18 protein-coding genes and 1 pseudogene are annotated in these 22,432 nt (G+C 73.1%); 10 read left to right on the top strand and 9 right to left on the bottom strand.

Annotated elements, in window-relative coordinates; all coding sequences use genetic code 11:
- Positions 1 to 383: 383 nt before the first annotated feature.
- Positions 384 to 2,555 carry an MMPL family transporter gene (locus AC559T_RS32590; RefSeq protein WP_498871126.1) on the bottom strand — a complete coding sequence of 724 codons (2,172 nt, stop codon included), beginning with the start codon at positions 2,553 to 2,555 and terminating at the stop codon, positions 384 to 386.
- 270 nt (positions 2,556 to 2,825) lie between these two features.
- On the opposite strand from AC559T_RS32590, the gene AC559T_RS32585 reads away from it, so the two are divergent.
- Both AC559T_RS32585 and AC559T_RS32580 read left to right on the top strand, forming a co-directional pair.
- Entirely contained in the window at positions 2,826 to 4,040 is a 1,215-nt protein-coding gene (locus tag AC559T_RS32585) for a sensor histidine kinase (RefSeq protein WP_235014358.1), read from the top strand.
- The gene (locus tag AC559T_RS32580; RefSeq protein ID WP_071064900.1) at positions 4,037 to 4,714 is read left to right on the top strand and encodes a response regulator; all 678 of its coding nucleotides are present in this window, start codon (positions 4,037 to 4,039) and stop codon (positions 4,712 to 4,714) included. Before AC559T_RS32585 ends, AC559T_RS32580 begins: the two co-directional genes overlap by 4 nt.
- A 59-nt stretch (positions 4,715 to 4,773) precedes the next feature.
- On the opposite strand, the gene AC559T_RS32575 is transcribed toward AC559T_RS32580, so the two are convergent.
- A complete protein-coding gene (locus tag AC559T_RS32575) occupies positions 4,774 to 5,343 on the bottom strand; it encodes a hypothetical protein (protein WP_498871125.1) in 570 nt (189 codons plus the stop codon).
- 281 nt (positions 5,344 to 5,624) lie between these two features.
- On the opposite strand from AC559T_RS32575, the gene AC559T_RS32570 reads away from it, so the two are divergent.
- The 3 genes from AC559T_RS32570 (at position 5,625) to AC559T_RS32560 (ending at position 8,004) form a co-directional block, all read left to right on the top strand.
- Complete coding sequence (locus AC559T_RS32570) at positions 5,625 to 6,473, top strand: class I SAM-dependent methyltransferase (protein ID WP_498871124.1); 849 nt, start codon at positions 5,625 to 5,627, stop codon at positions 6,471 to 6,473.
- A 71-nt stretch (positions 6,474 to 6,544) separates the two neighbouring features.
- Positions 6,545 to 7,489, top strand: coding sequence for a cold shock domain-containing protein (locus AC559T_RS32565; RefSeq protein ID WP_498871123.1), 945 nt, complete (start codon positions 6,545 to 6,547; stop codon positions 7,487 to 7,489).
- Positions 7,490 to 7,785: 296 nt separating this feature from the next.
- A complete protein-coding gene (locus tag AC559T_RS32560; protein ID WP_020464544.1) occupies positions 7,786 to 8,004 on the top strand; it encodes a cold-shock protein in 219 nt (72 codons plus the stop codon).
- Positions 8,005 to 8,105: 101 nt separating this feature from the next.
- On the opposite strand, the gene hrpB is transcribed toward AC559T_RS32560, so the two are convergent.
- The gene (hrpB, locus tag AC559T_RS32555; RefSeq protein WP_498871122.1) at positions 8,106 to 10,775 is read right to left on the bottom strand and encodes an ATP-dependent helicase HrpB; all 2,670 of its coding nucleotides are present in this window, start codon (positions 10,773 to 10,775) and stop codon (positions 8,106 to 8,108) included.
- Positions 10,776 to 11,305: 530 nt separating this feature from the next.
- On the opposite strand from hrpB, the gene AC559T_RS32550 reads away from it, so the two are divergent.
- Complete coding sequence (locus AC559T_RS32550; protein WP_131802367.1) at positions 11,306 to 11,650, top strand: hypothetical protein; 345 nt, start codon at positions 11,306 to 11,308, stop codon at positions 11,648 to 11,650.
- 47 nt (positions 11,651 to 11,697) lie between these two features.
- On the opposite strand, the gene AC559T_RS32545 is transcribed toward AC559T_RS32550, so the two are convergent.
- The 4 genes and pseudogenes from AC559T_RS32545 to AC559T_RS32530 form a co-directional block, all read right to left on the bottom strand.
- Positions 11,698 to 11,928: a BBE domain-containing protein gene (locus AC559T_RS32545; protein WP_498871121.1), complete on the bottom strand. Its 231-nt coding sequence runs from the start codon at positions 11,926 to 11,928 to the stop codon at positions 11,698 to 11,700.
- Entirely contained in the window at positions 11,925 to 12,899 is a 975-nt protein-coding gene (locus AC559T_RS32540; protein WP_498871132.1) for an FAD-binding oxidoreductase, read from the bottom strand. Before AC559T_RS32540 ends, AC559T_RS32545 begins: the two co-directional genes overlap by 4 nt.
- Positions 12,900 to 13,018: 119 nt before the next feature.
- A complete protein-coding gene (locus AC559T_RS32535) occupies positions 13,019 to 13,375 on the bottom strand; it encodes a hypothetical protein (protein WP_498871133.1) in 357 nt (118 codons plus the stop codon).
- Positions 13,376 to 13,490: 115 nt separating this feature from the next.
- A pseudogene (locus tag AC559T_RS32530) lies at positions 13,491 to 13,880 on the bottom strand (LLM class flavin-dependent oxidoreductase); the annotation flags it as partial.
- Positions 13,881 to 14,104: 224 nt separating this feature from the next.
- Between AC559T_RS32530 and AC559T_RS32525 the strand changes: the two are divergent.
- Entirely contained in the window at positions 14,105 to 14,599 is a 495-nt protein-coding gene (locus AC559T_RS32525) for a hypothetical protein (RefSeq protein ID WP_498871120.1), read from the top strand.
- Complete coding sequence (locus AC559T_RS32520; RefSeq protein ID WP_498871119.1) at positions 14,596 to 15,231, top strand: helix-turn-helix transcriptional regulator; 636 nt, start codon at positions 14,596 to 14,598, stop codon at positions 15,229 to 15,231. The genes AC559T_RS32525 and AC559T_RS32520 overlap by 4 nt, the downstream gene beginning before the upstream one ends.
- 220 nt (positions 15,232 to 15,451) lie before the next feature.
- On the opposite strand, the gene AC559T_RS32515 is transcribed toward AC559T_RS32520, so the two are convergent.
- On the bottom strand, positions 15,452 to 16,654 hold the full coding sequence (locus tag AC559T_RS32515) for an amidohydrolase family protein (protein WP_071064907.1): 1,203 nt from the start codon (positions 16,652 to 16,654) through the stop codon (positions 15,452 to 15,454).
- A 445-nt stretch (positions 16,655 to 17,099) separates the two neighbouring features.
- Positions 17,100 to 17,603: a PPOX class F420-dependent oxidoreductase gene (locus AC559T_RS32510; RefSeq protein WP_071064908.1), complete on the bottom strand. Its 504-nt coding sequence runs from the start codon at positions 17,601 to 17,603 to the stop codon at positions 17,100 to 17,102.
- 308 nt (positions 17,604 to 17,911) lie between these two features.
- Between AC559T_RS32510 and AC559T_RS32505 the strand changes: the two genes are divergently transcribed.
- Both AC559T_RS32505 and AC559T_RS32500 read left to right on the top strand, forming a co-directional pair.
- Complete coding sequence (locus tag AC559T_RS32505) at positions 17,912 to 19,333, top strand: FAD-binding oxidoreductase (protein ID WP_498871118.1); 1,422 nt, start codon at positions 17,912 to 17,914, stop codon at positions 19,331 to 19,333.
- Between the two features lie 38 nt (positions 19,334 to 19,371).
- A partial coding sequence (locus AC559T_RS32500; protein ID WP_498871117.1) for an ATP-binding protein occupies positions 19,372 to 22,432 on the top strand: 3,061 nt, incomplete at its 3' end.

The raw sequence follows: 22,432 nt of genomic DNA, 5'->3' as shown, positions 1-22,432 counted from the left end.
CACGACGACTCCGCTCGGTGGGTGCGGTGCCCCTGGGGGCGCCGGGTCAGCCGAAGCCAGTCAGGATCAGGACGAGCCCGGCGTTGGTGAGGACGAGACCGGTCACCGCGGTAGCCCTGGCGCCCGCTGCCCAGCGGGCGGCGCGGGTGGCCAGGTTGGTCCAGCGTCTGCGCGCGCGTGCAGGCCGTGGTCCCCTCGCCTGTGGGGTCGGCAGACAGGCGCAGGCGCGGGCCGTTGCCGCCGTTTCGGCTCACCGTCGCGACGACGAAGATGTGGGCGCCGGGCCGGACCGACCAGAAGGTTTCCGTGACAGAGACGTAACCGGAGTCGTGCAGCCCGGCAGGCTCCTCCCGGCTGGTGTGCCGGTGCCTGTGGACCATCGGTCAGTCGCGTTTCACCAGGTCGGCAGGCACGGCGAGCACGGGCTCGCACTGCCGTGGGAGGCCGGCACCGCCTGAGCCCACCCGGGGCAGCCGGCGGTCGAGCCAGCGGGGTAGCCACCAGTTCGCCCGGCCCAGCAGCGCCATCGCGGCGGGAACCAGCACCATGCGGACGATCGTCGCGTCGAGCACAATCGCCGCCGCCAGCCCGAGACCCATCATCCTGACCAGCGGAGAGGGGTTGGCGACGAAGCTGAGGAACACCACCGTCATGATCAGTGCCGCGGAAGTGATCACGCGACCCGTTCCCGCCATGCCGCGGGCCACCGATTCGGCGTTGTCCCCGGTGGCGTCGTACTCCTCACGGATCCGTGAGAGCAGGAACACCTCGTAGTCGATGGACAGACCGAAGAGGACCGCGAAGAAGATCGTCGGCAGCGGCGACGCGATCAGGTACGTCCCCTCCAGGCGGAACAAACTCCCGAGCCACCCCCACTGGAACACGGCGACGACGACGCCGTACGCGCCGCCGATCGACAACAGGTTCAGCAGGGCGGCCTTCAACGGCAGCACGACAGACCGGAACACCACCATCAGCAGCAGGAACGACGCGGCCAGGATGGCGGCGATGAAGATCGGCAGGGTGTCGGCGAGCTGCCTGGTGAGATCGTCGGTCAGCGCGGTCGTCCCCGACACCGCGACGTTGCCGGGGACGAGGTCACGGATGCGCGCGAGGGTCTCCGACGTCGCGGTGTCCGCGGGGGCCGTGGTGGGGAGAGCGTGCAGCACGGCCGTGTCCCCGGCGGGAGAGATCTGTGGGTCGCCGACCGTGGCGATGCCGGTGTCCGCGGCGACGCGCCCGGCCAGCGCGCGGACGGTGTCGAGGTCCGCGCCCGGCCGGCGCAGGTCGGCGACGAGCAGCAGGGGGGCGTTCACCCCTGGGCCGAATCCCTCCGCCAGCAGGTCGTAGGCACGGCGGTGCGTGGTGCTGGTCGAGTCGTCGCCGGCGTCCGGGAAGCCCGTCCGCATCCACAGCGCCGGCGCGGCCAGCACGAGCAGCACCGCCGCGGCGACGAGCAGGTACGGCCACGGCCGGCCGGAGACGCGGTGGGCGAGGCGCCACCAGGCCGTGTCCCGGGGATGCCGGGCGGCGCGCCTGCGCCCCAGGACCCGCCCCGCGTCGATGCGGCCGCCGAGCAGCGTGAGCAGCGCCGGCAGAAGTGTCAGGGCGCTCGCCACGGCGAACAGCACTACCAGGGACGTACTGAGACCGATCGAGGCCAGGAAACCCAGGCCGGTCAGCACGAGGGCGAGCATCGCGACGACGACGGTGCCCCCGGCGAGCAGGACCGCGGTGCCCGACGATCCCATCGCGTTCGAGAGCGCGGTGGGATCGTCCTGGCCGGCCGCGCGGTTCTCGCGGTAGCGGGCCACGACGAACATGGCGTAGTCGATGCCCACACCCAGACCGATCATCGCCCCGATCGTGGGGGCCGCCGAGGACACGTCCATGGCGTTGGCCAGCAGCACGACGCCACCCACCCCGGCGGCGACGGTCACCAGGGCGAGCACGATCGGGACGAGTGCGGCCACGATCGTGCCGAACGCGACGACCAGCACGACCAGCGCCGCCAGCAGGCCCACCATTTCCGTGCCCGAAGTCGCCGCCTCGGCGTTGATGAACGCGGCGTCGCCGCCGAGCTCCGCCACGAGACCGGCGTCCCGCGCCGGCCGCAGCTGGTCGGTGATCGCGGCGAGGGCCTCCGTGCCGACCTCCGTCGCCGGCACGTCGAAGGTGATCTCGGCGAAGCCGATGCGTCCCCCGGGCGACACGGTGCCGGCGGTGAACGGATCGGTCACGGTGGCGACGTGCTCCACGCCCTCGATGCGGGCGACCGCCGCGGAGACGGCGTCGCGGTGACGCTCGAGTCGCTGTCCTTCCGCCACGGCGAACACCGCCAGGGCACTGCCCCCGGCCGCCTCGGGAAAACGTTCCTCGAGCAGCTCCATCGCGTTCTCGCTCTGGCTGCCCGGAGCGACGAGGTCGTCGGCGAAAGGGCCGCCGACCGTACCGGCCAGAGCCAGCAGAAGAGCGGCGACGACCCCCCAGACGGCGATCGTGAGCTTTGGCCGGTGCGCGGCCGCGTCCCCGATGCGGCGGGTGAACTGTTTCATGGCTGGTTCTCCTGAGAGCGGCGTCGCGTTCCGTTCCTGCGCCGCTCCACTGTGCTTGTCGGCATCCCGGGTCGTCGCCCGCCCACGGAGGGGTTCGGTGCCCCGCCGGAAGGCGGTCGCACGGCGCGGATTCGAGGTTCCTCTCCGCCTCACGGGGGAGGCCGCATTACGCCTGGAGGCTGGCGACTACTCTTCCGGCCTCGCCTACCGTGAGGCGGTGCCCATTGCGAAACCGCGGCCGCCAGCCGTGAACCGCGCTGAGAAGTGACGGTGAACCGCACGGCGCCGCCCTTCCGGACACCACCAGAGAACGCTCCGGGGCGGTTTCGGGGTCCATTCGCCCGCTGGCCGCGCGCCGCGGACGCCGCCCTCGCCCTCGCGTCCTTCGTCATGACGGTGTTCGTGGTGGACGGGCCCGGCGACACGCTGTTGTTTCGTTCGATCGGTGACGCCCCGATCCTCGTCCTCGTGGGCTGCGCCGTGGCCAACCCGGCGCTGTACTGGCGCAGACGAGCGCCCCTGCTCGTGCTGGGCGTGGCGCTGACCACCTGGGCCGTGCTGCTCGGCGGCGGTACCACCCATCTCGGCTGGCCCACGATCATCGGCCTGTACGCGGTGGGCCGTTACGCCGCCGTGGACTGGCGGGGACCCGCGGGAGCCGCCGCCGCAACCGCGCTGGCCAGCGTCGACGGTCTCGACGATCCGGGCCCCTGGTGGCAGGTGCCCGTCTTCGGCAGCCTCGTGATGTTCGGGGCCTGGTATGTCGGACGCCGTGTGCAACTCCGCGGGGACCGTACCGCGCAGCTCCGGCGGGAACGGGCCGCCGAGACCCGCCGGATCGTCACCGACGAGCGGACCCGTATCGCACGGGAGCTGCACGATGTCGTCGCCCACCGGGTGAGCCTCATGACGGTGCAGGCCAGCGGGGCCAGAGCCGTCGCCGCCGAGGACCTGGCGGCCGCCCTGCGGGCGATGGAGGCGGTGGAGGAGGCGGGGCGCCAGGCGCTTGAGGAGCTGCGCCATCTGCTCGGCGTCCTACGACCGGAGACCAGCCCCGACGATCTCGGGCCCCAGCCCAGCCTCGCGGAACTGCCCCGGCTCATCGAGCAGATCCGCCGGGCGGGCGTGGATGTGACGCTGGCCACGGACGGACTGCCGGCCGGGCTTCCGGCCCGCCTGGACCTGTTCGCCTACCGCATCATCCAGGAGGCGCTCACCAACGTGCTCAAGCACGCCGGCCCCGGCGCACCCGCCACGGTCAGCCTGGTCACCGAACAGAACGGCCTCGTCATCGAGGTCCGTGACGACGGGCGCGGCGCCGCCGCGCTCGAGCCGGGTGCCGTCCGCGAGGGCCCGGGCGGCCACGGCATCATCGGCATGCGGGAGCGAGCGCTGCTGCTGGGCGGGAGCCTCGACGCGGGACCGGCCGCGGGCGGCGGGTTCCGGGTGGTCGCCCGCCTGCCGATCGGAGGGAGTCCCGCATGAGCATCCGCGTCCTCATCGTCGACGACCAGGCGCTGGTCCGCGGAGGCCTGGCCATGGTCCTGCGGGTACACGGCGACATCGAGGTCGTGGCCGAGGCCGGGACCGGACTCGAGGCGATCGAGGTGGCGCGACAGCATCGTCCCGATGTGATCCTCATGGACATCCGGATGCCGGCGATGGACGGACTCGAAGCGACCTCGAGAATCCTCGCCGAGGCCGACTGGGACGTGCGGGTGCTCATCCTGACCACGTTCGATCCGGACGAGTACGTCTACCAGGCACTACGCGCCGGCGCCAGCGCCTTCGTGCTCAAGGACATCCCCGCCGACCAGCTCGCCGGCGCCGTCCGCACGGTGGCAGACGGCGGCGCGCTGCTGGCACCGTCGATCACCCGGCGTCTCATCGGGCGGTTCACCGAGCGCCGTGCTGTCGGCTCCGCCCCCTCCCGCCGCGTGGAGCGCCTCACCGATCGGGAGCGTGATGTGGTGGTCGCCGTCGCCCGGGGGTCCAGCAACTCGGAGATCGCCCAGGAACTCTTCATCGGACCCGCGACCGTCAAGTCGCACGTGTCGAGCATCCTCACCAAGCTCGGATTGCGCGACCGTACCCAGGTTGTGGTCTTCGCGTACGAAAGTGGACTGGTCGAAGCCGGCGACCATGACATCGGCCGATGAGTCCGGACCGACGGTAGCTCGCGCAGCTCGAGCTGCCGGTCGTCGGCGGAGCGCCGCGGTCAAAGATGCCGAACATAGCGAAAGCCACTTTTGTCTTTTCCTTCACGCAGCCCCATCACGGCCAGCGACTGATTGCGTGGCGACCGTTCGAGCCAGCACGTCAGCCGGTCGGCCTCGGCTTCCGACGGCGGAGCGTGCCTCGCCGTGCCGACGAAGAGCGGGAGCTTGGCCGCGGCTGCGCGGACCTCCTCCTCCGCATCCAGGTCGAGAAGTCCTGCGCTGTGCCACAACATCGCCAGCGCTACCAGCTCGTCCCGGTAGTCGAGGCTGTTGCGGCTGGCCACGCCGATCGCGACCAGGCCGGCACGGAGCAGCTCCGGGTCACGCCGCCGGACCGCGAACGTGGCCGCGCGCCGCGCGAAGACCCACAGCGCCTCCCAGCCCACCCGCGGCGTCAGGGCACCAATCAGCTCGGGGAATCGGTCAAACGCCTCAACCTCACGCAGCAACGCGGCAATCTCGCCGTCGACGGGATGCGGAGAAAGTAATTTTCCGTAGTCGCCGTAGTCCTTCGGCGTCTCGGTGAGGCATCGAATATTCAGGGGCGGCGGCGCCGAGCCGGTACTCACCTCAGCAGTGTCCCAGACGGCTGGCCGCAACGAGAGCATTCTCGATGTTGGCTGTCACCGTCTCACATCATGCTGACAGGCAGGGGCCTCCAGCATGCCAGTCCGGCGTCGGCGACCACGTCCTCGAGGCCAGGGATCTCCCGATCCCCCACACCGCTCTGTTCGATTATGGCTGGCGCCAAATCACCGACGACACCCTGGCGTGGCTGGCCCACCAAGGCCACTGAGACTCGTTCCGCGTTCGACAGGCCGCGGAGCGCGCCTCGCTTATTTTGTGGCTCATGACGCAGGAGTTCGATGCCGAGGTCCGGCGGATGATGCGGGCGAACGAGGCGAACTGGGACGCCCGCACCCCGGTGCACGTGGCGAGCGCGTTCTACGGCCTCGACGGTAGCAGGAAACCATTCGACTGGTTTGCGCCGTTCGAATGGGAGGACCTCGGCGACCTGGCGGGCCGGGACGTCGTCCATCTGCAGTGTCATCTCGGCACGGAAACCATTGCGTTCGCACGCCGAGGCGCCCGCGCGGTGGGACTGGATTTTTCCGGAGAATCCGTCGCACGGGCGCGGGAGATCGCGTCGCGGGCCGGCGCCGACCTACGGTACGTGCGGTCTGACGTATACGACGCGGCGGGCGTGCTGGGCCAAGGTTGTTTCGATGTCGTCTACACCGGCAAGGGTGCGCTGTGTTATCTACCCGATCTGCCCCGGTGGGCCGCCGAGGTCGCGTGTCTGCTGCGTCCCGGTGGCCGGCTGTATCTGGTGGAGTTTCATCCGCTGTTCAATGCGCTGGGTCCCAAGCCCCCACCGGGCGTCGGCGAGGAACTGCTGCTGCGCCATGACTACCTGGCGGGCCGGGGCCCGATCAAGCGCGACGCGACCTACACGTACACCGACGGCCCCGCGCTGGGGAGCGCGACGGTCGCCTATGAATGGACGCACGGTCTCGGCGAGGTGATCGACGCGCTGGTCGGGGCGGACCTGACCGTGACCGGGCTGAGGGAGACCGACGCGCTGCCGTGGCCACGGTGGAAACGTATGGTCCGCGGGGAGGACGGCTGGTGGCGGCTACCGGAGACGGATCCACATGTGCCGCTGCTGTACGCACTGAAGGCCATCAGGAAGGCGTGACAGCGGACTGTGGGTTCATCCCTTCCTGAGGGGAACCGGACCGGGGCCCGCTGCGTCCAAGGGCCATGGCGATGATGACGCTCCGCGGCGCCCGCCTGGTGGCCGCCGTCGTACCCCTGGTTCTCACGGCCGCGGCCTGTGCCGGGGCCGCCGCCGACGTGCGGGACAGCGTCGTCGGCGGCAGCGCCGCCGCCGGTGACAGCCCCGGCACCGGTGCCCGCGCCGACACCGCCGTGCTGCGGGTGGACTGGGTCGGCGGCTTCGTGACACCGGAGATGCTGGCCACCCGGCTGCCGATAGTGGCCGTCTACCCCGACGGCCGGGTCATGAGCGAGGGTCCGCAGACCCTCGCCTATCCGGGGCCGGCGCTGCCGAACATCCAACTGAGGCGGATCTCGGCCGCCGATGTGCGGAAGCTTGTCGACCGCGCGGCCGCGGCCGGCGTCGGCGCCGAACAGGACTTCGGCCAACCACCGGTCGCGGATGCACCGTCGACCCGCTTCACCCTCCGGACCGCGGCCGGCGTCGAGACGATGCAGGTGGAAGCGCTCTTCGAGGCGGACGGCCACGGGCTGACAGCGCAGCAGCAGTCCGCACGGCGGGCAGCCCAGGAGCTGTTCACGGCACTCACCGACCTGCCCACCGCGCTGGGCCCGGGTGCGGTCAGCGAACCCGAGTCGTACATTCCGGCTGCGGTGGCCGCGATCGCCTCCCCCTGGGTCGGAGACTGCCCCTCCCCCTCCGACAGCACCGTTCCGTCCAACCCCTGCGGCGGCGATCCGGCGGGTACTGAGCGCGCCTGGCCCGGGCCGGCGCTGCCGGGCGAGCCGGTCGGCGGAGGCGTCGATCTGAGCTGCGTGACAGCCAGCGGCGACAACGCGACGAAGCTGCTGGCAGCGGCGCGTACGGCTGTGACCACCACACGGTGGACGTCCGACGGCAGGCAGTGGAAGGTCAGCTTCCGCCCGCTGCTGCCGGACGAGTCCGGATGCGCGGACCTGCGTGCTACCGGTTGATCCACTCCCACCCGGCAGTCCGGACGGGATAGCCGTAGGCGGAGAGATCGCGGCCCCGCTTGATCTCTGATCGAAGACCCGGGGGATGGCGGCGGCGCGTTCCTTGCCGTACAACCACCTTCGTGGTCGACGACGGGGAAGCGCATGGGCGGCGGGCCAGACGCCGGCTGTGGCTCGTCGCGGGAGTTGCCGCCGCCGCCGCGGTTCTCGGAGCTGTCCGAAGCGGCGTGCTGGAACGGCCGGCCGCCCCGCGAAACTCGATCGCCGCGCAGGAGCGAACAGGTCATTCTGGCTCAATGACCAAGGGCACCGTGAAGTTCTACAACGCCGAGCGGGGGTGGGGAGCGATCTCCTCCCCCGACCTGCCGCCTGGGTTCGACGCGTGGGTTGGCTTCAGCATGATCGAGATGGACGGGTACCGCTTCCTGGAGGCCGGCGACCGCGTCGAGTTCGACTACGAACAGGTCCGGCAGGACAGCTTCCGCTACCGCGCGACCCGCGTCCGCAAGCTCTGACAGGTGCCCCCACCTGCGCTGATGCTGGTCGCGGGCCGGCCCCGCCCCTTCAGGGATGACCTGCGTCATCACCGGCCCGTGGGGCGGCGCCGTCTGACATGTCAGCGGCCGCGGGTGCGGGGGGCGACGCGGCGGGTCGGCGGGGCGGTGGTCGGGTCGTCCGGCCAGGGGTGGCGGGGGTAGCGGCCGCGCAGCTCCGAGCGGACCTGCGGGTAGCCCGTGCGCCAGAACGACGCCAGGTCACTCGTCACCGCCACCGGGCGTCCCGCCGGCGACAGCAGGTGGAGCACCAGTGGCGCGCGGCCGTCGGCGACGACGGGTACCCGCTCCCAGCCGAACACCTCGGCGATCTTCACGGCCAGCACGGGGCCGGCCGCGCCGCTGGTGCCGCTGTAGTCGAGGCGCACCCGGGAGCCGCTGGGCACCGCCACCCGCTCGGGAGCCAGCTCGTCCAGCCGGGCGGCCTGTGGCCAGGGCAGTAGCCGGCGCAGCGCGCGGCCGGCGTCGATGCGCTCGAGGTCGGCGCGGCGCCGCACGCCGTCGAGGTCCGGACCGAGCCAGTCGGGGGCGGAGTCCAGCAGGGCGGCGTCGGTGACGTCGGGCCAGGGGGCGCCTAGCACCCGGTGGCAGAACGCGAGCCTGTCCCGCAGCGCGAGCGTGTCGGCGCTCCAGCGCAGCACGGGAAGACCCGCGTCACGCAGCCCGTCGAGCACCGCGGCCCGCAGCAGGGACGGGTCGGGCCTGTTCACCGGGCGCTCGGTGCGGATGATCGCGCCGAGACGCTCGAGTCTGCGGGCGACGATGTCGCCACCGGACCAGGCGACCTCGTCCTCGGTGCGCAGCAGCGCCGCGCCCGCCTCCCACGCGGTGGCCGCGTCGAGGGTGACGGCCAGCCGCACACGGGCGGACGTCCGGCCGGGCCCGCGGTCGGCGACCGCGATGGCGAGCCATTCCGCCCCGGTCAGCGCCGAGCCCGCGGTGAGCTCGGCGCCGGTTCCGCCGGCCATCAGATAGCTCGCCCCGCCGGGATCACGGGCCCGCGCGAGCCGTTCGGGGAAGGCGAGGCCGACCACGAGCCCCGCCGCGAGATCGTCGGTCATCCCACCCGTTCCCCCGGCCGCGGGCCCGGCAGGCCCGGCAGGCCCAGCCAGCCCGGCGGGTGTGGCGTCCGCGGCCGAGCGCAGCCGGCGGGCCTCCTCCCGCCAGCGGGCGGACGCGGCCCGGTCGGTGTCGTTGCGCAGGCGGCGCCACGCGGCGACGAGGTCGTCGGAGGGGCCGCCCACCGGGCCGTCCCCGGAGAGCATCGCCACGACCTCCGCGGCCCGCCGCGCGCCGACGGCCCGGGTGCCGTCGAGCAGTGCCCGCGCGAGCCGCGGATGGGCCCCGACCTGGGCGATCGAACGTCCTCGCGGGGTGACCCGGCCGGTCTCGTCGACAGCGCCGAGGGCCCGCAGCGAGGCCCCGGCGGCCTCCATCGCGCCGACGGGAGGGTCGCTGAGCAGCGGCAGACCCGCGCCGCCGGGATGGCCCCAGACCGCCAGCTCCAGCGCGAAGCCGGTCAGGTCGGCGACGCCGATCTCCGGTTCCGGCTGGGCGGGCAGCCGATCGTGCTCGGCGGCGGACCAGCAGCGGTACACCCGGCCTGGCGCCTCCCGGCCGGCCCGGCCCGCGCGCTGCCCGGCGGACGACCGTGACACCCGCACGGTGACCAGCGAGCCCAGCCCGCGGGCGTGGTCCATCCGCGGGGAGCGGGCCAGGCCGGCATCGACGACGACCCGCACGCCGGGCACGGTGAGGCTGCTCTCCGCGACCGCGGTCGCCAGGACGACCCGGCGACGCGGACCGGCGCGCAGCACCGCGTCCTGCGCCCCGCCGGCCTGGCGGCCGTGCAGGGTGAGCACGTCGACCGCGTCCCGGTACCCGGCGAGCCGGCCGGCGACGGCGACGATCTCACCGGCCCCGGGCAGGAAGACAAGCACATCCCCGGACGTCTCCCGCAGCGCGCGCCCGACGGTCGCGGCGACGTGGTCGAGCAGCCGCGGGTCGACCCGCAGGCCGTGCGCCGGGGCGATCACCCCTGGTGGGGGCGCCCAGACAACCTCGACGTCGAACATCGAGGCGTCCGTCCCGACGACCGGCGCGGGCTGGCCGGGCGCGCCGAGCATCGCGGCCAGCCGCCGGGTGTCGGCTGTCGCGGAGGCGGCGAGCAGGAGCAGGTCGGGGCGCAGCGCCGCGCGGACGTCGAGCAGGAACGCGAGCGCCAGGTCCGCGTCGAGTTGCCGCTCGTGGCACTCGTCGAGGATGACCGCGTCGGTACCGGGTAGCTCGGGGTCGCGTTGCAACCGCCGGACGAGCACTCCTGTCGTGACCACCTCGACCCTGGTGGACGGCCCGACCCTGCGCTCGCCGCGGATCGTGTAGCCGACCGCGCCACCCACCTCGCCCCCGCCCACACCGCCGCGACCCACAGCATCAGCGCGAGCCCCGGCACCACCCGCCACACCACCGCCGGCGAGGGTGGCCATCCGCCGTGCCGCGGCGCGGACGGCGATCCGCCGCGGCTCGACGACCAGTACCCGACCCGGGACGTGGTCGGCGAGCGCGAGCGGGACAAGCGTCGTCTTGCCCGTGCCGGGCGGGGCCACCAGCACCGCGGCCCCGCCGGCGGAGCGCGACCCGTGCTCGTCACCACCGGTCAGCGCGGCGACGAGCGCCGGCAGAGCGGACCGGACGGGCAGGTCCGCCCCGGCGACCGTGAGGTCGGGCAACATGCGCCCAGTGTCCTCGGATCAACGCGGCTGAGGGCGGCGCGGCCCCGGGCTGTGGATGACCGTGTGGCGGAAGACCAGGCTGTGGAGAAACGGGCTGCCGAAGCGCGGGCCGCGGCAGACCGGGCGGCAAGCGGGCGGCGAGCGGGCGGTGCCCGCACCGAGGTGCCATCCGTTTCGGTTCTGGGGCCATCCAGCATCTTTCGCGGGGCGGGCGGGTCGGTCAGGCTTGGTGGCATCCCCGTCGGGTGATCGTCGTCGTTCGCCGCCCGGGGCGCCGCCCGGAACAACCCCGAGGGCGTCGCCCACCCGGATCCGGTTCAACGGCGAACGACCGAACCACGCAGTGAAGGGGAACGATGACCGACCTCACTCCGGTTGACCGCGAAACATGGCTCAGCGAGGAGGAACGGCTTTCACCTCGATACCGGATCGACATGCCGGTCCTTCCCTATCAGCGTCGCGCGAGTGAAGGTCCGGACTGTATCGAGGTTTCCCGGGATTCACCGCTCGACCTCCGGCAGGCCGCCGAGATGTTCGGAAACGCGGCCAAGCGGGAATGCGGCTACGATTTTCCGCTCGCCCGGGCGTTGAACTTCGGGGAGCAGCGGGTGTGGCTGCTCTCCGCCCCGCGGGTGAACGCGGTCAGCTTCGTGGCCGCCGGCGCCGTCGCTTTCAAGCTCATGGACGGGGTGTGGGAGCTCAGGTGGATGTACGTCCACCCGTTCGAGCGGGGAAAGCAGGTGATCGACTTCTACTGGCCGAGATTCGTGGCACTGTACGGCGACTTCACCGTTCAGCCGCCGGTCACGGCCACTGCCCAGGCGGTGCTGAACCGCCTGGGCTGGACCGCGCACGGCCCCCGATCCGCGGCATAGATCGGCCGACGGCCTCCCGACCGCGTCCCGGCGGCGGGCCGGCGGCGTCAGCTCGCGGGTGGCACCGGGTGGTTGGCCCGGATCACGTCGGCGGGGTCGTAGGCCGCCTTGATCCGGGTCAGCCGACGGTGGACGTCCGCGCCGAACAGCGCCTGCCCCGGCTTGGGACGCTCGGCGAAGTTCAGGTAGCACCCGCCCGTCGACCACGGTGCGAGCGAACGGTGGACGGCATCGACCGCGGCTGTCACCGCGCGGGTCGCCTCCTCGGTCGGGGTCATGCCGGCGCGAACACCGCGAACGCCGCGTCGATCCCGTCGACGGCCCCGCCCGCCATCGCGCCGGGGCGCAACGCGCCGCCGAGGTGGCGCAGCTCGAGCGACAGCAGAGCCGGCCCGTGCGCGCGGGAGACGTCCACGAACACGTCGATGGCCTGTTCGGGCAGCTCGCCGAGCAGCATCCCGTCGCCGTGCGCGGGGACGGGGCCGGGCGGGTCCATGTGCAGCAGCCCGAGCTCACCGACCGGTGTGGGTTGGAACGTGTCCAGCTCGGGCTCGAGGGCGCGCAGCGGGGCGAGCAGCTCGTCGGCCTGCCCCACCGAGAGCTGGCAGGCGGCCTCGACGACGACGTACGAGCGGCCGGACAGATGCGGTGGCAGCTCCGGTAGCGGCGGGAAGTGCAGGATGCGGCCGACGGAGGCGACCTCGTCGGGCACCGACGGCAGCCACTCCCGCCACGCCCGCAGCACCTCCACCGCGCGCTCGGCCGGGAAGAACAGCACTCCCGCGTACACCTGCGTGATCGGGTACAGCCGGAACTCCAGGGCGGTGACGACGCCGAAGCTGCCGCCCCCGCCGCGCAGCGCCCAGAACAGGTCGGGGTCGTGGTCGGGGTCGACCCGGCGGAGCGCGCCGTCGGCGGTGACGACCTCGATCGCGACGACGCTGTTCGCGGCCAGCCCGTGTGAGCGGCCCAGCCAGCTGAGTCCACCGCCGAGCGTGTAGCCGGCGACGCCGACGTCCGGGGCCGATCCGGCGAGCGCGGCGAGGCCGTGCTCACCGGCCGCCGTGGTGACGTCCGCCCACTGCGCGCCCGCCTCCACCCGGGCGAGCCGCGCGCGGGCGTCGATGTGCACGCCGCGCATGGCGGACGTCCGCAGCAGGATCGAGCCGGCCAGGTCGCCCATCGGCCCGGCGTTGTGGCCGGTCGACTGGGCCGCGACGCGCAGGCCGAGCATGCGGGCGATGGTCATGAGATTTCCTCCAGTGACAGGAGCGCGAAGGACGACGAAAAGCGAAAAGCGAAAGGCGAAAGGCGAAAGGCGAAAGGCGAAAAGCGAACGAAGACGATCAGGAGCTGGGCGGGTGGTGATCAGACGGCGGCGGGAGTGCGCAGCGCGACGCCGGCGAGCCGCTCGAGCTGGGAGATCTCGGCCGAGCAGGGGGCGATGACGATCTCGTCGGCGCCGGCGGCGGTGAACTCCTCGACGCGGCGGGCGACGGCGTCCTCGTCGGTGGCGGCGGTGCCGGCGATCCAGCCGGCGAGGTCGGCGCCGAGCCAGGAGTAGTAGTGGCCGATCGCGCCGGCGGCGAGTTCGGGACCGTCCTCGCCGAGCGCGGCGTAGAAGACCGCCATGGTGCGCGGCGTCCCGGGTCGGCCCGCCTCCCGCCAGGCGCGGTGCACGGTGTCCACACCGGCGGCGAACTGGTCGGGAGTGCCGACCATCATCGTCCAGCCGCCGCCGTGCCGGGCCGCGCGCGGGCCGGCCAGCGCCGCGTCGCCGCCGATGAGCAGCCGGGGCCCGCCGGGCCGGGCCGGGGCCGATGCCCCACTCCCCGTTCCAGATTCCGCGCAGCTCGTCGAGCTGCCGGTCCAGGCGGGCGCCCCGGCTGCGGAACGGGATCTCGCAGGCGGCGAAGTCGTCCGCGCGCACGCCGACGCCGACGCCGAGGGTGAGCCGCCCGCCGCTGGCCCGGTCGATGCTCGCGGCCTGCTTGGCGAGCAGCGCCGTCCGGTGCTGCGGGGCGATGAGGACGTTGGTGACGAGCTCGACGCGGCTGGTCACCGCCGCGGCCATCGCCAGCGCGACCAGCGGGTCGACGCTGTCGTACACGACGCGGTCGATGACGGCGACGGAGTCGAATCCGCATTCCTCGGCGCGGCGCGCCCAGGTCGTCACCGCGTCTCCCGGTGCGCCGGGGACAGCATTGGGAAGGGCGATTCCGAGCTTCATGATGTGCTCCCGCGGTGGGGGTCGCCGTCATCGAGAAGCCTGCCGCCGTTCACCGACCGGACCCATCCCGCGAATCGCGGGACCTCCGCGAGCGCACCTCCCCCGGTTCGATGGCCGGCCTTTCACCGACCCCTACAGATGGGGGGTTGTCGCCCCGCGCCCGCCGACCGCACACTTGCCACGCGGACGCGTCCGGGCGGTGCGCGTGACCAACGGGGGAAACAGTGCGCGGGTCGACGTCGACAGTCGAGAGCCAGCTGTCATCCCTGGCGGATGTCTGCACGAAAGCCGAGACCTGCGAAGGGCTGTTCGAGGATGTCTCGAACCGGCTTCGCCGGCTGGTGCCCTTCGACGGGGCGGGCTGGTTCGCCACCGATCCGCTGACCGTCCTTGCCACCAGCCCGGTCCGGGTGGAGAACATCGAGAACAGCCGATGCGAGTCGTACTGGGAACGCGAATGCCTCGTCGAGGACGTCCTGCTCTTCCGTGATCTCGCCCGTTCCGAATCGGGCGTCGCGACGCTTTACACGGCGACGGACGACCAGCTCGCCCGCAGCGCCCGGTACCGGGAGTTCATCGCCCCGCAGGGCTACGGCGACGAGCTGCGCGCCGCGTTCCGGTCGGGAACACCTGGGGCGTCGTCGACCTGTACCGGGACCGGGCCCGGGGCTCGTTCACCGCGACCGAGGTCGAGCTCGTCCGCACGCTCATGCCGGTGATCGCGGCCGCGCTGCGTGCCTTCACCACCGCCGTGCCTACGCGGCCCGCTGCCGCGGGCGCGGCCAGCGGTCCGGGCACCGCACTGTTCGACACGTCGGGGACGCTGCTCTCGCTCGACGAGAACGCCGAGCGGCTGTTCGCCGAGCTCGCCGGCCCGTCCTGGGCGTTGCCCTCGGTGTCGATGACGCCGGTGCTGGCCGTGGTCGCCCGGGCCGCCGCCGTCCACGAGGGCCGCGACCGCGGGCCCGCCGCCGCGCGGCTGCGGGCGGTCTCCGGACGCTGGATCTCGATTCACGCGTCCTGCCTGCGCCAGCCGAACGGCCGGCCCGGCCCCACCGCGCTGACGATCGAGCCGGCGAAGTCGGCGCAGATCGCGCCGATCATCGTCGAGGCGTACTGCCTGACCGTGCGCGAGCAGGAGATCACCCGGGCGGTCGCCCGGGGCCTGTCCAACCAGGAGATCGCCGCCGAGCTGTTCCTGTCACCGCACACCGTGCGGGACCATCTCAAGGCGGTCTTCGCCAAGGTGGGCGTCGGCAGCCGCGGTGAGCTCGTCGCGAAGCTGTTCGCCGAGCACTACGGGCCGGCCCTGCACGACCCGGCGGCCGCCATCACGCACGTGCAGTACTGACCGGAGCAGTCCCGACGGCCGCACGACCAGTCCGGCGCCGACACCGACACCACCGCTGCCGCCGCTGCCGCCGCCGCCGACGACGACGACGATCATTCGCGGGACGGCGCTCGTGGTTCCACCACACACGAAAGCGGCCTGGCCGGCCCCGCACGGATCACTCGTGCGATGCCGGCCAGGCCGGTCTGTCAGGGTGCGACCCGCGAAAGGCGGGACGCCCTCAGGCTGCGAAGGGCAGCTTCAGCGCCTCGGCGAGGTTGCCGCCCATCACTCGGGCGATGTCCTCCTTGGGCAGGCCCTCGAGCTCGTTCACGTAGGAGACCGGGTCGGACATCCCCTCGGCGTGCGGGTAGTCGGATCCGAAGACGACCCGGTCGACGCCCAGGAGATCGATGAGGCCGCGCGGGTTCTCCTCGTGGAACGGGTGGATCCAGACGTTGCGCTTGAGCACCTTCAGCGGGTCCTCGTCGTACAGCTTCGGGCTGTGCGCGTACGAGGTGCCGACGGCCTCGACGAAGGGACGCACCCACCCGGAGCCGTTCTCGACGGGCAGGATCCGCAGGCTCGGGAACCGCGTGAGGAGTCCGTGCCCGATCAGCGAGGCGACGGTGTCGAAGATGCCCCGGCCCTGGAGGTGCATGATGTCGAGGAAGGCGGACGGCGAGGCGAACGGGAGGTGCTCACCGTCCTGCCGGCCCTCCCACATGTTGTAGTAGCGGGTCAGGCCGTCGTCCGAGGAATGCAGGCCGACGGTGATGTCCGCCTCGACGACCTTCTGCCAGAACGGGTCGAACTCGGGCAGCGCGAACGACCGGAAACCCTCGTAGCCGGGCACGGGAGCCGGCCGGATGAGGATGATCTTCGCACCGCGCTCGAGAATCCACTCGAGTTCCTTGATGGCCTCGCTCACGATCGGCAGCGTGATGACCGGCGTGGCGAAGATGCGGTCCTCGTAGTTGAAGCTCCAGTGCTCGTGCATCCACTGGTTCAGCGCGTGGACGACCACGTGCGTGGCCTTCGGGTCCATGCGGAGCCGGTCCTCGAGCAGGCTCGCCAGCGTCGGCCACATGAGTGCCCGGTCGATGTTCAGCTCGTCCATCAGGGCGAGGCGGGGCTCCGGGGAGAAGAAGGCCTCCGGGGAGCGGATCGGCTTGCCCATCAGCTCCCGGGTCGACTTCCCGTCCGGGTTGCCGTTCTTGAAGTAGTCCTCCCAGGCGCCCGGCCGCGCGACGACGCTGAAGGTCGGGTTCGGGATGTACTCGGAGATCACACCCCTGACCGCGATCTTGTCACGCCCGTTGACCTGCACATACTTGATCAGGCCGGCGTATTCCTCGGGGAGGAACTTCGTGAACGCGTCGGGTGTCTCGTACATGTGGTTGTCGGCGTCGAAGACGGGAAAGTCGACTTTGGTCGCAGGCACGTATTCCTCCGTACTGGCTGGCCGAACCACTCCAGCCGAATGCCACGAGACAGCCGCACGACTCCCCCGGCACGGCATGGGGCCGGGACGTACGACTACCCCCTTACGTCATCACTGACCTGAGGCGAAATTACCACTTATTGATATCGACGTCAATATTGCCTGGATGGCTGTCCCGGGACGGGTCGCAGCGCCCGCCCGAGTCCAGCTGGGGGGCACCGCCGGCGGCGCGCCGAGATCCAGACCTCAGGCGTCCGGCGGAGCCGAGGGCGGGAACGTGACGGACAGCGGGCAGCGACTGTGAGCCGTGAGCCGTGAGCCACGTTGGACAGCGAACAGCCACGGACCGCGAGCTTCCAGGAACAGTGCGAAGCCGTGAACCGCGGCGGGCGGGAGGCGCCGGAACGCCGGGGCCGCGGTCAGACGCCAGGACGCCCGGTCGCGGTCAGGCGCCGCCCGGGCTCGACGGACTCGGCTGGTCGGCCCCCTGGAGCAGGCGGGCCGGGAAACCGCCGCGGCTGATCGGGCTCCAGCCGTCGACGCGCAGCCGCAGCAGCACCTTGCCCTGCCGGACCATCGCCTGGCGGTACTCGTCCCAGTCGGGATGCTCGCCGCTGATGCTGCGGTAGTAGTCGACGAGCTCCTCGACGGCCGCCGGCTGGTCGACGACGGTGATCGTGCCGTCCACCTGCGCCCACTCCCCGTTGAACTCGTCCGACAGCACGAGGAGGGAGGCGCGCTCGTCACGGCGGGCGTTGCGGACCTTGGCCCGCTCCGGGTAGGTCGCGATCACGACGTCGCCGGATCCGGACACGCCCATCGTCACCGGTGACGCCTGCGGTCTGCCGTCCCGGCGGGTGGTCATGAGGATGCCGCGGTGCCGGGGACGGATGAAGTCCAACAGGGCGGCACGGTCGACGACGACGTCTCGCGCGGCGGTCGGACTCACCCGGCCATCGTAAGACCCGGGGGCGGTCCGGGCCGATGGAGAAGCGCTCGGCCTCATCGCTGCCGCGCGTTCCGAGCGCGGTGCCTGCTCGCTTTTCCGGGCGCCTCCGGGCGCCTCCGGGCGCCTCCGGGCGGCGCGACCAGGCGTCCAAGCCGCACGGCCACGGGGCCCAAGCGGCACGGCGGCGGCGTCCAAGTGGCACGGCGGCGGGGCGCAAGCGGGCGGCGGCGAACGACAAGTGGGGTCCAAGCGGCGGACCGCACGCTCATCCCGTCCCGTTCGACACCGCTCGACCAGACGGAGCCGTCATGTCCTTCACGCCCGACTCCTCGTCCCTGCAGCTGCCGCTGGCCGACCTCGCCGGCAAGATCAGCGGCGATGTCCTGCTGCCCGGCACCGCCGCCTACGCCGCGGCCGCCACCCCGTGGAACGTCGCCGTCGCCGTCTCCCCGGTGGCCGTGGTCGCGGTCGCCGACGCGACCGACGTCGTCACCGCCGTCCGCTTCGCCGACGCCCACGACCTGGACGTCATCGTCCAGTCCACCGGCCACGGCGCCCTCGCCCACACCCGGCCGAGCCTGCTCGTCCACACCGGTCGCCTCGACGAGGTCACCATCGACCCGGCCACCCGCCGGGCCCGGGTCGGCGCCGGGGTGCGCTGGCAGCGGGTACTCGACGCCGCCGCCGAGCACGGACTCGGCGCGCTCGCCGGATCCTCGCCGCACGTCGGCGTCGTCGGGTACCTGACCGGCGGCGGCCTGTCGCCGGTCGCGCGGACCTTCGGCTTCGGAAGCGATCTCGTCACCGCCTTCGACGTCGTCACCGGGGACGGCGAGCCGCGCCGGGCCACCGCCACGGAGAACGCGGCGCTGTTCTGGGCGCTGCGCGGCGGGAAGGGCGCGCTCGGCGTGGTCACCGCCGTCGAGTTCGAACTGCTGGACGTCGACCGGATCTACGGCGGCTGCCTCTACTTCGACGGCGCGGACGCCGACCGGGTCCTGTCGGCGTGGAAGACGTGGTCGGCGGGGCTGCCGGAGCAGGCGTCGACGTCCATCGCGATCATGCGGCTGCCGGCGATGCCGGCGGTGCCCCCGCCACTGGCGGGCCGGTGCACCGTCGCGGTCCGCTACGCCTGGGTCGGGGACCCGGCCGACGGCGAGCGGGCGATCGACCCGATCCGCGGCCTCGCGCCGGCGATCTTCGGCGGGCTCGGCGTCATGCCGTTCACCGCGCTCGGGATGATCCACGCCGACCCGGTCGACCCGATGCCCGTCCACGAGCGGTCGGTGCTGCTGCGGGAGCTGCCGGACGCCGCGGTGCGCACCCTGCTCGCGCTGATCGGGCCGGCCGCCGACTGCCCGCAGGTGTTCGTCGAGCTGCGGCTGCTCGGCGGCGCGCTGGCCCGCGAGCCCCGGGAGTCGAGCGCCGTCTGCCACCGGGAAGCGGCTTACTCCTTGCTGACCATCGGCATCGCCGCCCCGCCGATCGTCGAGGCCACAGCCGGGCACGCCGCCGCGGTGATGGACGCGGTGCAGCCGTGGTCCGGTGGAATCTCCGCGCCGAACTTCGGCTCGACCACGGACCCGGTGCTCGTCGCGCTCAAGTACGACATGGCCGCGCTGGCCCGCCTCGCCACGCTCACCGCCAGCTACGACCCGCGCGCGCGGATGGCCGCCTCACACCCGGTGCGGGCCGCCGCCGGTCTGGTGCAGTCGCGGGCGCGGTCCTGATCCCGCATCCCGCGAGCCAGTACCGCGAAGACGGCATCATGAGGGGCGTGCCGTACTACCGCCTGTTCGGGTCGATCGAGGTCGTCCGGGACGGCCGGCCGGTCCAGCTCGGCGGCCCCAAGCAGCGGGCGGTACTGGCCGCCCTGCTCCTCGACGCCGGCCGGGTGGTCTCCGTCGACCGCCTGGCCAGCGCTGTGTGGGGCGACGAGCATCCGCCGAGCATGCTCTCCAGCCTGCACGCGCACATCTCCAACCTGCGGCGGCTGCTGCGCGACGACGAGCGGGCCACCTCACCGATCGTCCGCCGCACCCCGGGCTATCTGGCGGAGGTCCCCCCGGACGACCTGGATCTGCGGCTGTTCGAGCGGGAGTGCGACCAGGCCCAGGCCGCCGCCGACGCCGGGGACTGGCCGGACGCGGTGGCGGCCGCCGACCGGGCGGCGACGCTGCGCCGGGGCCCGCTGCTCGCCGAGTTCGGCGACGAGCCGTGGGTGCGCGGCGTGGCGAACGCGGTCGACGAGCGGTGGGCGCAGTGCGAGCGGAGCGCGGTCGTCGGCCTGCTCGGCTCCGGGCGGATCACCGCCGCGGTGCTGCGCTCCCGCCAGCTGGTGCACGACGCCCCGCTGGCGGAACGCGCCTGCCACCTGCACATGATCGCGCTCTACCGGGCGGGGCGCGCGGCCGAGGCCCTCGACGCCTTCCGCGACCACGCCCGGCGGCTGGCCGACGAGCTCGGCCTGGAGGCCAGCCCGGCGCTGCGCGACCTGCAGGGCGCCATCCTGCGCCAGGACCCGGCGCTGGATTCCTGGCCAGCCTCCCCCCGCACCGCCGGCCGAGCCGCTCCCACCACCCCGGCAGCTCCCACCGGCCCAGCCAACACTCCCACCGGCCCAGCCAACACCGCCGCCGCGGCCAACCCCGCCAACCCGATCGCCGTCAACCCGATCGCCGTCGGTGCGGCCCGCCCCGCCGCCCCGACCACCATGGCCGGCAGCGGGGCGTCCGAAGGCGAGGGAACGCCGGGAGTCCGGTACGGGGAGCTCGTCGGCCGGGTGCGCGAGATCGCCGTGCTCGACTCGGTGCTGTCCGAGGCGATGACCGGGCCCGTCCGCTGGGTGGTTCTCACCGGCCCCGCGGGCATCGGCAAGAGCCGGCTCGCCGAGGAGGCCGCCGCCGGCTGGCACCGGGCCGGCGGGGCGGTCTCGCGGACGGGGTGCCCCGACGACGACGCCGTCCCGCCCTGGTGGCCGGTGCGCCAACTGCTGCGTGACCTCGGCGCCGACCCCGACGATCTGCTGACCCCGCCGAGCGGCGCCGACGCGGACGCGGCCCGGTTCGTCGTCTACGGCCGGGTGCTCGACGCACTCTCCGAGGCCGTGCGGACCCGTCCGCTGCTGGTGGTGGCCGAGGACGTCCACTGGGCGGACACCGCGAGCCTGCGGCTGCTCACCCACCTCGCCGACGCCGGGGCGTGCCCCGGGCTGGCCCTCGTCGTGACCGCCAGGGACGTCACCGGCCGCCCCGAGCTCGACCGGCTGCTCGCCGCCGCGGCCCGCCGGCACGGATCACGGCGGCTGGCCGTCCCACCGCTGACCGAGGGCGAGGTGTCGGAGCTGGTCAACCGGATCAGCGGCCAGGCCATCGACGACGCCGAGGCCGCCGAGCTGGCCGACCGGACCAGCGGGAACCCGTTCTTCGTCTGCGAGTACGCCCGCCTGCCCGCCGAGGACCGCGCCGGCGGAAAGGTACCCGTCGCCGTGCGCTCGGTGCTCGGGCAGCGGCTCGCCGTCCTCGATCCGGCGGTGCTCCAGGTGCTGCGCGCCGCCGCCGTCATCGGCGACGTCCTGGACATCGACCTGCTCGGCAAGGTGACCCGGCTCGATCGCGACGAGCTCGCCGACCTGCTGGACGAGGCCTCGGACGAACATGTGATCGTCCAGGCCGCCGGCACCGGGCGGTACATGTTCGCGCACGCGCTGCTGCGCGACGAGGTCGTCGCCGGGATCTCCAGCCTGCGCCGCCAGCGGCTGCACCTGCGGGTGGCCGAGGCCCTCGGCCCGGTGGACGGCGGCCCAGGCAGCGGAGGCTCCGGCGGCGGCAGCTCCGGCGGGGGCGAGGCGCTCTCCCGCCGGGCTGCGCATCTCGCCGCCGCCTGGCCGCTGGCCGAGTCCGCCGACGTGTTCGACGCCTGCCGTGCCGCCGCCCTCTACGCGGAGCGCCGCTGGCAGTCGGAAGCCGCCGCGCACTGGTGGGGCCAGGCGCTGGACGTCCTCGACCGGAGCGCCGGTGATCTCGACATCGACCGGGACGAGGTGCTCGTCGCGCGGGTCAGCGCGCTCGCCCGCGCCGGGCGGGGCCAGACGGTGCTCGACGTCGTCGACGCCGGCCTGCTCGACGCGGTGCGCCGCGGGCGGCTCGACTCGGCCGGCCGGCTGGCCGCCGCGCTGCTACGGACCAGCGGATCCTGGCCCTGGGCCGTCTACGGCGACGACCCGGCACCACTGCTGGCGCGCCTCGCCGGCCTGGAGACCCTCGTCGCCGCCGACCCCGCCGCGCACGTCCGGGTGCTGGCCGCGCTCGCCGTCGGCAGCGCCTACGACCCGGACGGCTCCGTCCCCGACCTGCTCAGCCGCCGGGCGATCGAGCTGGCCGAACGCATCGGTGACGACGAGGCGTTGGCCGACGCGTTACTCAGTCGGGCACTGGTGTTCTCCGGGATCGCGGAGCGGGCCGCCGAGTCCGTCGAGCTGCTCAACCGGCTGGCCACCGTCCCGCACGCCAGCGCGCAGATCGACGAGGTGATCGCGCACGGGCTGCTCTACCTGGCGAAGACGGAGCTGGGCGACCCGGGGTCCGCCGAGCACGTCCGGCTCGGCGCGCTCGGCAGCGACCTGCTGCGGCTGCCGGCCAGCCGGGTGCAGTTCCGCTGGGCGCAGGGCTCACTGGCGCTGTGGCGGGACGACGACCTCTCCACCGCGGAGGAGATCTACCACCACGCCTTCGCCCTGCACCGGGAGACCGAGCTCTACGAGAGCGGCGCGTACCACCTCGCGCTGCTCGCCCTGTGGTGGGAGCAGGGTCGGCTGGACAATCCCGACG

The sequence above is a fragment of the Frankia sp. Hr75.2 genome, assembly GCF_949319125.1.
GTDB lineage: Bacteria > Actinomycetota > Actinomycetes > Frankiales > Frankiaceae > Parafrankia > Parafrankia soli.
Note: the sequence above shows the minus strand (reverse complement) of the source record. Positions and strands in the feature narration are given on the sequence as shown.

Bases quoted from the DNA above. Each gene is read 5' to 3' on its own strand.
- AC559T_RS32535 (WP_498871133.1), bottom strand. From the start codon at position 13,375: ATGATGGTCGGCACTCCCGACCAGTTCGCCGCCGGTGTGGACACCGTG.
- AC559T_RS32540 (WP_498871132.1), bottom strand. From the start codon at position 12,899: ATGACCATCGCCCGCATGCTCGGCCTGCGCGTCGCGGCCCAGTCGACC.
- AC559T_RS32545 (WP_498871121.1), bottom strand. From the start codon at position 11,928: ATGACCCCGACCGAGGAGGCGACCCGCGCGGTGACAGCCGCGGTCGAT.
- AC559T_RS32580 (WP_071064900.1), top strand. From the start codon at position 4,037: ATGAGCATCCGCGTCCTCATCGTCGACGACCAGGCGCTGGTCCGCGGA.
- AC559T_RS32550 (WP_131802367.1), top strand. From the start codon at position 11,306: ATGTTCGGAAACGCGGCCAAGCGGGAATGCGGCTACGATTTTCCGCTC.
- AC559T_RS32570 (WP_498871124.1), top strand. From the start codon at position 5,625: ATGACGCAGGAGTTCGATGCCGAGGTCCGGCGGATGATGCGGGCGAAC.
- AC559T_RS32565 (WP_498871123.1), top strand. From the start codon at position 6,545: ATGATGACGCTCCGCGGCGCCCGCCTGGTGGCCGCCGTCGTACCCCTG.
- hrpB (WP_498871122.1), bottom strand. From the start codon at position 10,775: ATGTTGCCCGACCTCACGGTCGCCGGGGCGGACCTGCCCGTCCGGTCC.
- AC559T_RS32560 (WP_020464544.1), top strand. From the start codon at position 7,786: ATGACCAAGGGCACCGTGAAGTTCTACAACGCCGAGCGGGGGTGGGGA.
- AC559T_RS32590 (WP_498871126.1), bottom strand. From the start codon at position 2,555: ATGAAACAGTTCACCCGCCGCATCGGGGACGCGGCCGCGCACCGGCCA.
- AC559T_RS32505 (WP_498871118.1), top strand. From the start codon at position 17,912: ATGTCCTTCACGCCCGACTCCTCGTCCCTGCAGCTGCCGCTGGCCGAC.